This window comes from Mesorhizobium sp. M7A.F.Ca.ET.027.03.2.1, from assembly GCF_003999175.1.
GTDB lineage: Bacteria > Pseudomonadota > Alphaproteobacteria > Rhizobiales > Rhizobiaceae > Mesorhizobium.
The window spans coordinates 1-10,951 of sequence record NZ_RZOM01000075.1 but is presented as its reverse complement, the minus strand read 5'-3'; the positions used below and the strand labels follow the sequence as shown (position 1 = coordinate 10,951).

The following is a 10,951-nucleotide window of genomic DNA, read 5'->3' as shown; positions in this document are numbered from 1 at the left end:
GCACCGGCGTGATCGACCTCAACCGCATCTCGATGGCGCCGTTCAACGGGCTCATTCCCGAAACCACGGTGCCCTCGCTGCCCTACATCTTCCGCTCGGAAGACCATATGCACAAGGTCATGGACGGGGCGGTCGGCGACCAGATCGCGGCGGCGTTCGAACAGGTCGGGCTGGTGCTGCTCGCCTTTTATGACAGTGGCGCGCGCTCCTTCTACAATTCGAAGAAACCGATCAACTCATTAGCCGATCTGTCCGGCATGAAGTTCCGCGTCATCCAGTCCGACATCTTCGTCGACATGGTGGCGGCACTCGGCGCCAACGCGACGCCGATGCCGTATGGCGAGGTGTATTCGGCGATCGAGACCGGAGTCATCGACGGCGCGGAAAACAATTTTCCGAGCTACGACACCGCCAAGCATGCGGAAGTCGCCAAGTTCTATTCGCTCGACGAGCACACTATGGTGCCGGAAGCCTTCGTCATGGCGAAGTCGAGCTGGGACAAGCTGACGCCGGAGGATCAGGCGATCTTCAAGGCGGCCGCCAAGGAGAGCGTCGCCAGGCAGCGCGAGCTGTGGACCGCCAAGGTCAAGGAATCGCGCGCCAAGGTCGAGGCGGCCGGTTCGCAGATCACGACGCCGGACAAGCAGCCCTTCATCGACGCCATGGGTCCGGTCTACGAGAAGCACGTCAAGGACGACAAGCTGAAGGCCATGGTCGAAGCCATCAAGGCCGTGCAGTGATCAAGCGACGGCGCGGGCATTCCGCGCCGCCATCCTCTTGCGGAGAGAACCGGTGACCTCCAGCCCAGAACACAGGCCGCCCCTGGCCGGCGTCGCGCGCATGATGTCGCGCGTCAGCACAGCGGCGCTATGGGTCGCAGGCATCGGGCTGGTGCTGATGACCGCCTTCGTCGCCTGGCAGGTGTTCGGTCGTTATGTCCTGAACCGCTCGCCAAGCTGGACCGAGCAGGGCTCGGTGATGCTGATGAGCTGGTTCATTTTCCTCGGCGCTGCCGTCGGCGTGCGCGAGAACTATCACCTCGGCTTCGACGTCCTGCTCTACGTACTGCCCAAAGGCGGCAAGCGTTGGCTGCGGATGATCTCGGACCTCGTCGCGCTCGCCTTCGGCATCGGTATGATCTGGTATGGTAGCCAACTGGTCGCATTGACCTGGGGCGCTACCTTGCCGTCGCTCGGCATATCGGGGGGCTGGGACTACGTCCCGCTGGTCGCGGGAGGCGTGCTCGTCGTGCTCTTCACGCTGGAGCGCATCGTGCTTCGCCTCTACGGTGCGCCGATCGACGATGTGCTCGATGAACTGCCGCCGGCGGAAGTCGCAACCGAACTCGACACGGCGAACGTGAAGGTCTGACGGCATGGAACTCTGGATCCTCTTTGGCGTCTTCACCCTTCTGATGCTTATCGGCACGCCGATCGCTTTCTGCCTCGGCGTCGCAAGCTTTGCCACCGTCCTCTATATGGGCCTGCCGCCGCTCATCGTGTTCCAGCGCCTGAATTCCGGCATGAGCGTCTTTTCGCTGCTGGCCATTCCCTTCTTCATCTATGCCGGCGACTTGATGGTGCGCGGCGGCATCGCCAGCAAGATCGTTGCCTTCGCCGGCTCGCTCGTTGGCCATTTGCGCGGCGGCCTCGGGCAGGTCAACATTGCGACCGCTACACTGTTCGGCGGCATTTCCGGCTCCGCGGTGGCCGAGGCAGCGGCGGTCGGCGGCTTGATGATCCCGCAGATGAAAGCGCGTGGATATGGAGCGGATTACGCCGTCAACGTCACGTCGATGGCGGCGCTGATCGCGCTGCTCCTGCCGCCGTCGCACAACATGATCATCTACTCGATCTCGGCAGGTGGAAAGATCTCCATCGCCGACCTGTTCACGGCCGGCATCATTCCGGGCCTGCTGTTGGCCCTGTCGCTGATGATCACCGCCTATTTCGTGGCGCGCTCCCGCGGCTATCCGACCGAGCCGTTTCCGGGCTTCACCGCCGTCGCGCATCTCTTCGCTGTCGCGGTGCCCGGCCTGCTGCTGATCGCGATCATCTTCGGTGGCGTACGATCGGGCGTTTTCACGGCGACCGAGAGTTCCTGCGTCGCGGTCATCTATGCGTTGCTCGTCACTGTCTTCGTTTACCGGCAGATGACTTGGGAAGGTTTCGTTCATGCCACCCATGGTGCCGTGCGCACCACGGCCATGGTGCTGCTCATCATCGGCATGGCGGCGGCGTTCTCGTGGTTGATGGCCTTCCTGAAAGTGCCGGCAGCGCTCATAGCCTCCATGAACGCGATCTCGGACGATCCGCTGGTCGTGCTTCTCCTGCTCAACGTCTTGATGCTGTTCCTCGGCACCTTCATGGACATGGGGCCGACGATCATCATCTGTACGCCGATCTTCCTGCCCGTGGCGCAAGCCTACGGCGTCGACCCGGTACATTTTGGCGTTATCATGATCCTCAACTTCGGCATCGGGCTGAATACGCCGCCGGTGGGCGCTGTGCAGTTCGTGGCGTGCGCAGTGGGCAAGATATCCGTCTGGGAGGCGATGCGCTCGATCTGGCCGTTCTATGGGGCCGGGCTCGTGGTACTGGGGCTCGTCACTTACATTCCGGCCATTTCGCTCTGGCTACCGAGCGTCTTCAAATAGGGGCGACATGGCATCGGACACCGCAACCGACCTCAGGGTCGAGAGAAAACCCAAACTGTCGGAGACAGTGGTCACGACGATCCGCAAGCAGTTGCAGGCGGGTGAGATCCTGCCCGGCCATAAATTGCCGACCGAAGGCCAACTGACCGAAACCTTCGGCGTCAGCCGCACCGTCATCCGCGAGGCGCTGGCCAAGCTTGCCGCCGACGGGCTGGTCGAACCGCGCCAGGGCGCCGGCGTCTTCGTCACAGAGCACATCTCGACAATGTTCGGCGCGCTGGCCGCCGACATGGGCAGCAAGGATTCGATCGCGCTCAACGTGCTCGAAGTGCGGCTGGCCATCGAGATTGAATCGGCCGGGATCGCCGCCGTCCGCCGCAATGCCGCGCAGGAGGCGGCGATCCAGGAAGCCTTCTTCGAATTCGAGCGGCTGCTGCTTGCCAGCGAGCCGACCGGTCCGGCCGACCTCGCCTTCCATCGCGCCATCGCCAGCGCCACCAGCAACCCGTTCTATGTCGAGATGCTCGACGTGCTCGGCCGGCGCGCCATCCCGTGCGACGTGACTTCGCCCTGGTCCACCGAACTGGCGCAATCCGATAGCTACCAGCGCGGACTGCAGCGCGAGCACCTGGTGATCCTCAACGCCATCACCTCAGGCGATGCCGAGGCCGCGCGAGAGGCGATGCGCGCGCACCTCACCGCCAGCCAGCAGCGTTACCGCGAACGCCTGCATGCGCGTCAGGCTTTTTATTCCAGTTCGGTCAAGGCCGCCGCCGGCGAATGACCCATCTCAAGTCAGGATTGAAATGAACCAGAGCCACACCGACTATACATCCCGCTTTGCCATCGACCCGGTCGCCGCCGCGGCGATGGGAACCGATGAGCTGCGCCACAACTTTCACATTGACGGCCTATTCCAGCCCGGCCGCATCAGCCTGACCTACACACATTACGACCGCATGATCGTCGGCGGCGCCGTGCCGACTGGCGCACCGCTTCAACTGGAAGCGATCAAGCCGACCGGCACCAAGAACTTTCTCGACCGTCGCGAGCTGATCGCCGTCAACATCGGTGGTGCGGGTGTCATCAACGCCGGCGGCCAGCCCTTCGAATTGCAGGCGCGCGACATGCTCTATCTCGGCATGGGCACCGCTGATGTGTCGTTCGCCTCTGCTGACATAGCCGCGCCGGCAAAATTCTATCTGCTCAGCGCGCCGGCGCATCAGGCCTGGCCCAGCCGGCTGATCCGCATCGGCGACGCCAAGCGCCTCGATCTCGGCAGCAAGGATGCCTGCAACGAGCGTTCGATCTTCCAGTTCATCCATGCCGAGGGCGTGAAAACCTGCCAGCTGGTGGTCGGCATGACTCAGCTGGCGCCGGGCTCGGTGTGGAACACCATGCCGTGCCATGTGCATGACCGGCGCATGGAGGCCTATCTCTATTTCGACCTGGCCGAGACGGCACGCGTCTTCCACTTCATGGGCGAGCCGGACGAGACGCGCCATATCGTCATGGGCAATGAGGAGGCGGTGCTGTCGCCGGGATGGTCGATCCACTCCGGCGCCGGCACTTCCAATTATGCTTTCATCTGGGCGATGGCCGGCGACAATGTCGACTATACCGATGTCGACCCGGTGGCGTTGGGCGATCTGCGGTGAGCGACCCCTTCAGCCTTGCCGGAAAACGTATTCTGGTCACCGGCGCCAACACCGGCATCGGCCAGGGCATCGCCGTATCGATCGCACGCGCCGGGGGCGCGGTGGTCGGCGTCGGCCGCTCGTCGATGGACGATACGGCAGACAAGGTCGCCGCGCTGGGAGGGCAATTCGAGGCGGTCAGCGCCGACCTTGCCGACATTTCGGCCGCCGGCCCGTTGCACGACCGGATCTGGGACGAAAGCGGTCCGCTCGACGGGCTGGTCAACAATGCCGGCATCATCCGCCGCGCCGATGCCGTCGATCTCAGCGAGGCCGATTGGGACGACGTCATGGACGTCAATCTGAAAACGGTTTTTTTGCTCTGCCAAAGCTTTGCAAGGCGTGCCTTGGCCGCTGAGCGGAAAGGCAAGATCGTCAACATTGCCTCCGTGCTGAGCTTCCAGGGTGGCATCCGCGTTGCGTCCTACACTGCCTCGAAGCACGGTGTGCTCGGCATCACGCGTCTGCTCGCCTGCGAATGGGCGCAAAAAGGCATCAACGTCAACGCCATCGCGCCGGGCTATATCGAGACCAACAACACGCAGGCGCTGCGCGCCGATCCCGACCGCAGCGCCGCCATCCTGGCGCGTATCCCGGCCGGCCGCTGGGGCGAGGCGGGCGACATTGGCGACGCCGCCGTCTTCCTGCTGGCGCCGGCGTCGAACTACATGCATGGGGCGGTGGTGCCGGTGGATGGCGGCTGGCTGGCGCGCTAGCGAGGTTCATCGTTTAGCGGAAACGCTGAACCGCGCTATCTCATTGTTTTAACGCAATTCCGGACGGAAAACCGTTTCACACTTTTCCTGGAATTGCTCTGAGGAGACAACGATGACCGCAAAGATTTTCGCGCAAGCCGGCGAGGGCGCCTGGACGACAACGCCGGACGGCAACAGGCGGCGCGTCCTCCTGCACACCGATGAGTTGATGCTGGTCGAATTCGGCTTCGACAAGGGTGGCGTCGGCGCCCTGCATTCGCACCCGCATGTCCAGGCAAGCTACGTCGCCGAAGGCCGCTTCGAGGTGACCATCGACGGCCGGAGCGAGATCGTTGGGACGGGCGGCAGCTTCATCGTGCCGTCCGGTCTGGTGCACGGCGTCAAGGCGCTGGAACCAGGGCGGCTGGTCGACAGCTTTACGCCGCACCGGGCCGATTTTCTTTCTCTTTGATTTGACGCAATTCCCAAGGGAAAGCGCTATGCGCTTTTCCCGGGAAAACCGCTTCACACTTTTCCTGGAATTGCTCAGGGTAGGAGATCGAGCAGGAAGACCCGCACCTCAAAAGAGGCGCGGGTTGTTGCCTGGGCGCTTGTGGCGCCGCGGTACTCAAGACATGACCGCAGGATGCGAAACCTGCCGCATGATGGTGAACATAGGCTTAACGCGCCGGGTGTTCGCTATGGCAGTGGCTGCGTCGGTCAGGTGATATGCCGGAGCAGGCTGAAGAGCCGCTCGAACGTCTTGCCGTAGGGCGGGCGCAACAAGGCTCCGGCGCTCAGCCGGGACTGTGTGAAAACCGGCTTCTCCTTGCTGAACGTCCGAAATCCCCACTCGCCGTGATAGGCGCCCATGCCGCTGGCGCCGACCCCGCCGAAAGGCTGGTTTTCCTGTACCAGATGCAGCATGCAGTCGTTGATGGTGACACCGCCGGCAATAGTCTCGTGCAGGATGCGTTGACGATTGCCGCTGTCGCGGCCGAACCAGTAGAGCGCCAGCGGTCGGGCTGCCCCGTTCACATGCGCGATCGCTTCGTCGATCCCGGTGTATTCTACGATGGGCAGCACCGGCCCAAAAATCTCCTCGTGCATCAGCCGCAGGTTTGCGCCGGCGTTGCGGACCAGGGTCGGCAGCAGCTTCCGGCTTTTGGCACCCAGCTCTTCGCCGGCCGGGTTGATTTCGGTGACATCGGCGCCGGCGTCACGCGCTTCAGTGATCATGTCGCGCAGGCGTTGGTGGTGCCGGTCGCTGATGATGGCGGTATAATCGGGGTTGTCGCGCAAGGTCGGGTAGAGCTTCGCGATCGCCGTTGCGAGCTTGACAGCGACCGTGCCTGCCTGCCCCTTCGGCACCAGCAGATAATCCGGCGCGATGCAGGTCTGCCCGGCATTCAAGAGCTTGCCATAGGCAATGCTGGATACCGCCGCGTCAAGATCGCAGGACGGATCGAAGATTGCCGGCGACTTGCCGCCGAGTTCGAGCGTGACCGGGGTCAGGTTGGCGGCCGCGGCGATCGCGACCTGGCGTCCGACCGCGGTCGAGCCGGTGAACAGCAAATGATCGAAAGGCATCGACACGAAGGCCTTTCCCATCTCGGCATCGCCGCTGATGACGCTGAGCTCATCGAGTGCGAAATGCTCGGCAACGAGTTTGGCCAGCAGCACTGAGAATGCCGGCGTCAATTCGGAAGGTTTTATGAGCACGCGATTGCCGGCCGCGAGTGCCGCCGTGACCGGCGCGACAGCGAGCTGGAAAGGATAATTCCAGGGCGACACGATGCCGACGACGCCGAGCGGCTGCGGGACGAGGCGATTTCGGCCGGGCAGGAACGGCATGGTGGTGACAACGCGGCGTTCGCGCATCCAGCCCCTGACATGCGACAGCGCGTGGCGGATGCCGGCACGCACGACGAACAGTTCCGCAAGACGCGTCTCGTGTGCCGAACGGCCACCGAAGTCGGTGTCGATGGCGGTGCAGATGTCGGCTTCATGCCGCTCGGTCAGCGCCAGCAGGCGTTTCAGGCGATCCTTGCGGATGCCAAAGTTGGGGAAAGGCTGCGCCTCGAAGGCGGCGCGCTGCAGGTGGAACCGCTCGCCGAGAACATCCTGTCTGGTCTGCAGCATCGCATCCTCCCTGGCTAGCGGAGCCGAGCTTACATTGCTGGGTGAAGGAATCCAGCGCGAGTGCAGGTGTCGCCAGGGAAGGCGCAGGCTGCGGGCGACCTGTTCCTGTTGTGGCACGATGACAGCTGCGCTAAGGCATGGTGCCCATGCAGAGAGTCGTTTTGACCGATTTCCCATCCTCCCCCATCCAGGAATTCCAGTTCGGTGTCTGCCTGATGCTGATATCGGCGACGAGTATCTTGGCCATGGACCCCAGGCGGCGCGTTTCGCGCCGGGCGGCCCAGCGGAATTGCAGATGAAGGGCGCTTACAGGCTTGAGGCTGCGTTTGGAGCGGCTGCGCGAAGGGTTGTGCGGGAGTTTCTGCGGTTCGTGCCGCTGTCTCTGAAACAGCGCATGCAAAAACGCACATACGCACGCGCGGCGCCCGCCAACAGAATTTTCATTTCGGGTTGCGCGCGCAGCGGCACGACGCTGACACAGCGGCTGATGAGGTGTTTCGAGGACATTTTCGTCCATCCGCCCGAAGCGCGATACACAATGCTGGACATGTTGGACCGGCCGGAATCGAACCTCGTCGTCAAGCGGGATGCGCGCGGTTTTGCGCATCTGGCGAAGCTCCCTCCCTCCATCGGCTTGATCTATTGCGTGCGCCATCCGTTCGACACGCTGACAAGTTCGCATCCGCAAACACGCAACGAGCGTCGGTTCCACGTCACGCCGCATCGCTGGCTGGCCGAATACGACGCGCTGACCCGGCTGAAGAATGCACAACCGCACCGGCAGATACTCTTTGTCCGCTACGAAGACATGATCGGCGTGCCCGATGCGCAGCAGGACAAAATCGCGCAGTCGTTCGGACTGACACCGCGCATTCGTTTCAGCGAGGATCCGGACAATCCGATCCGGTTGGCATCGTTGAGAAAATGGGAAAGGAATGAAGAGTTCAGGACTTATCTCGGCGGCCTGCCCCCGGCATTTCTCGTCCGCGTCCAGCGTTTCTGCGCCGAGTTCGGCTATGACATGCCAATGAGCACGCCGACCGTGGACGCGCGGTGATGCAGGCAGCGGCGGCCCTCGCGACAGACGAGCGAGATCCCAAGCGGCGCGTGCTGAAGGACGTGTTCGGCTTCGATGATTTCCGCCCCGGCCAGGCCGATGTCATGGATGCGCTGCTGGCCGGGCGGCATGTCCTGGCCGTCATGCCGACGGGTGCGGGCAAATCGCTCTGCTACCAGGTCCCGGCACTTGTCCTGGGCGGGCTCACCATTGTCGTTTCGCCGTTGGTGGCGCTGATGCAGGATCAGGTCGCCGCCTTGCGGCTTGCCGGCGTGGCTGCCGATACGATCAATTCCTCGATCGACCGCGATGCCAATATCGCCGCATGGCGTCGCGTCGCCTCGGGCCAGACGCGCCTGCTCTATCTCGCGCCGGAGCGGCTGATGACCGAGCGGATGCTCGAGGCGCTGGCCAGGCTCGATGTCAGCCTGATCGCCGTCGACGAGGCGCACTGCATCTCGCAATGGGGGCCGGCGTTCCGGCGCGAATACGAGGATTTGTCGCGGCTGCGCGGCATCTTCCCCAACGTGCCGATCATCGCGCTGACGGCAACGGCGGACGAAGGCACGCGCACCGATATCGAAGCCCGGCTGTTTGCCGAGCGCGTCGAGACCCTGGTGCTGGGCTTCGACCGGCCGAACATCAAGCTTGCCATCGAGGCCAAGCAGGACAGCAAGCGGCAATTGCTGCGCTTCGTCGAGCGCCATCCCGGCCGCAGCGGCATCGTCTACTGCCTGTCGCGCAAGAAGACGGAGGAGATGGCGGCCTTCCTCGAGAAGAACGGCGTCACCGCGCTCGCCTATCATGCCGGCATGAGCAAGGAGGCGCGTGACGCTAACCAGAACAGCTTCATGACCCTGTCCGGCGTCGTCATGGTGGCGACCATCGCTTTCGGCATGGGCATCGACAAGCCTGACGTCGCCTATGTCTTCCACACCGACATGCCGGGCAGCCTGGAGGCCTATTACCAGGAGATCGGCCGCGCCGGCCGCGATGGGCGGGACGCCGAGGCGCATATGCTGTTCGGCCTTGGCGATATCCGGATGCGCCGGATGTTCATCGACGACGAGGATGCGCCGCCCGAGCACAAGAGGCGCTCGCATGGCCGGCTCGACACGCTGATCGGCTATTGCGAGACGGCGCAGTGCCGCCGCCAGGTGCTGCTCGGCTATTTCGGCGAGGAAGCGCAGCCTTGCGGCAATTGCGACACCTGCCTCGACCAGGCACCGCGCGCCGACGGCGGAGCGGAGGCGCGGATCATCCTGACGGCGATCGCGCAGAGCGGTGAGCGTTTTGGTGCCGGCCATGTCATCGACATCTTGCTCGGCCATGAAACCGAGAAGGTGCTTGCCAGGAACCACCAGAGGCTCACGAGTTTCGGCAGCGGTCTGGCGCACAAGAAGGATTTCTGGCTGTCGCTGATCCGGCAGCTCGTCGCAGGCGGGTTCCTGATGCCGGATCCGGCCGGTCATGGCGGCCTCGCTATCGCCGAAAAAGGCCATGCGCTTGGCCGTGGCGAGATGCCGTTCCACTATCGCGTCGAGGTGCGCAGCCGCGCCTTGCGCAAGATGCGGGCGGCCGAGGGTTCGGGCGCGGATATGGGAAGCATTGATGCGTCACTGCTGGCCGCGCTCAAATCCCTGCGCCTGCGCCTCGCCAAGGAGCGCCAGGTGCCGGCCTATGTGGTGTTCTCCGATCGCACGCTGATCGACATGGCCGAGCGCCGCCCGCACGACCTGGACGCCTTCGCTGAAGTGAATGGCGTTGGGGCGGCAAAGCTGAAGGAGTTCGGCCAGGTTTTTCTCGCCGCAATCGCCGCGCACCAATCCGATGGCTCGGCCTGAGGTCAGATCAGCGACTGGTCACGTGCCCTGAAGCGGAGGGATCTTCGGAGGGGGCATCCGCTCCGAGACCTCCTGCTCCGTCGCCGCCCATTCCTACATCGCCGGGCCCCCGACGAGACCGATCAGTTCAATGTTCTCTGGCCGGCCAGTCGACAGATCAGGTTTAGACCGAGGCGTTCATCGACTTCATGGCTGAGCATCTGCAACCGCAATAGGTGCCGCTGTCCGCTTGCCGGCGCCTGTCCACCGCAAGCGTCGCAGGCGACCCGCCGGCTTCAGTCGTGCGATACAGATAGCCCCGCGAGAAGCGGAGCGTAGGCGGCGAGCCTGCGGGATACGAACTCGGTGAAGAGCCGCACGCGCTTGGTCTTGCGTGTCTCACCCTGGGTGAGAAGCCAGAGCGTTCCGTACATGTGCAGATCGGTGCCCGGAACTCTCACCAGCAGGGGGTCGGCATCTCCGATGAAGCACGGCAGTGTCGTGATCCCGATCCCTTGCCGTACTGCAACGATCTGCGCCTCGCCGTCGGTGGTCCTGAACGGCACCCCTGTGGTGCGAACCTCGCCCTCGCGGGCCCACTCTGGAATTCCATGAACGCTTATGACGATCCACCGGATGGGATCAGGCGCGCCCGCACGCCACGCGGCGAGGCGATCGCGGGACATGTAGATGCCGCCGAACACCTCCGGTCCCTTCAGGCCGTGAAGATTGAGCGGCAGGGTTTTGCGGTCGTAGACGACGCGGATCGCGACATCGGCGTCTCGGTTGGTCAGATTTGCCAGCTCGCCGGACGACAGGATTTCCATCTCGATGTCGCGATGCAGGTGCGCGAAATCGGCGAAGTCCGGCATGAGCAGGTG

The 10,951-nt window shown here is 63.7% G+C and carries 11 protein-coding genes; 9 read left to right on the top strand and 2 right to left on the bottom strand.

The window, feature by feature from the left end:
- From EN750_RS05720 to EN750_RS05690, 7 genes are all read left to right on the top strand, one after another.
- A partial coding sequence (locus EN750_RS05720) for a TRAP transporter substrate-binding protein (RefSeq protein ID WP_145967445.1) occupies window positions 1-740 on the top strand: 740 nt, incomplete at its 5' end.
- A gap of 100 nt (window positions 741-840) precedes the next feature.
- Complete coding sequence (locus EN750_RS05715; protein WP_127395858.1) at window positions 841-1,371, top strand: TRAP transporter small permease; 531 nt, start codon at window positions 841-843, stop codon at window positions 1,369-1,371.
- Window positions 1,372-1,375: 4 nt separating this feature from the next.
- A complete protein-coding gene (locus EN750_RS05710; RefSeq protein ID WP_127269374.1) occupies window positions 1,376-2,656 on the top strand; it encodes a TRAP transporter large permease in 1,281 nt (426 codons plus the stop codon).
- Between the two features lie 7 nt (window positions 2,657-2,663).
- Complete coding sequence (locus EN750_RS05705; RefSeq protein ID WP_127269375.1) at window positions 2,664-3,440, top strand: FadR/GntR family transcriptional regulator; 777 nt, start codon at window positions 2,664-2,666, stop codon at window positions 3,438-3,440.
- Between the two features lie 22 nt (window positions 3,441-3,462).
- A complete protein-coding gene (gene kduI / locus EN750_RS05700) occupies window positions 3,463-4,314 on the top strand; it encodes a 5-dehydro-4-deoxy-D-glucuronate isomerase (RefSeq protein WP_127395856.1) in 852 nt (283 codons plus the stop codon).
- Window positions 4,311-5,069: a 2-dehydro-3-deoxy-D-gluconate 5-dehydrogenase KduD gene (kduD, locus tag EN750_RS05695; protein ID WP_127328607.1), complete on the top strand. Its 759-nt coding sequence runs from the start codon at window positions 4,311-4,313 to the stop codon at window positions 5,067-5,069. Before kduI ends, kduD begins: the two co-directional genes overlap by 4 nt.
- A gap of 112 nt (window positions 5,070-5,181) precedes the next feature.
- Window positions 5,182-5,520 (top strand): cupin domain-containing protein, encoded by a 339-nt coding sequence (locus EN750_RS05690; protein WP_127395855.1) that lies wholly within the window; start codon window positions 5,182-5,184, stop codon window positions 5,518-5,520.
- Window positions 5,521-5,768: 248 nt separating this feature from the next.
- Here EN750_RS05690 and EN750_RS05685 read toward each other — a convergent pair whose 3' ends face one another.
- A complete protein-coding gene (locus EN750_RS05685) occupies window positions 5,769-7,190 on the bottom strand; it encodes a coniferyl aldehyde dehydrogenase (protein WP_127395854.1) in 1,422 nt (473 codons plus the stop codon).
- Window positions 7,191-7,485: 295 nt separating this feature from the next.
- Here EN750_RS05685 and EN750_RS05680 point away from each other — a divergent pair, with 295 nt between their 5' ends.
- Together EN750_RS05680 and recQ are read left to right on the top strand one after the other, a co-directional pair.
- The gene (locus EN750_RS05680; RefSeq protein WP_127395857.1) at window positions 7,486-8,247 is read left to right on the top strand and encodes a sulfotransferase; all 762 of its coding nucleotides are present in this window, start codon (window positions 7,486-7,488) and stop codon (window positions 8,245-8,247) included.
- The gene (gene recQ, locus EN750_RS05675; RefSeq protein ID WP_127395853.1) at window positions 8,247-10,091 is read left to right on the top strand and encodes a DNA helicase RecQ; all 1,845 of its coding nucleotides are present in this window, start codon (window positions 8,247-8,249) and stop codon (window positions 10,089-10,091) included. The genes EN750_RS05680 and recQ overlap by 1 nt, the downstream gene beginning before the upstream one ends.
- Window positions 10,092-10,366: 275 nt before the next feature.
- On the opposite strand, the gene EN750_RS05670 is transcribed toward recQ, so the two are convergent.
- On the bottom strand, window positions 10,367-10,951 hold a 585-nt coding region (locus EN750_RS05670; protein ID WP_145967443.1), incomplete at its 5' end, for a LysR family transcriptional regulator.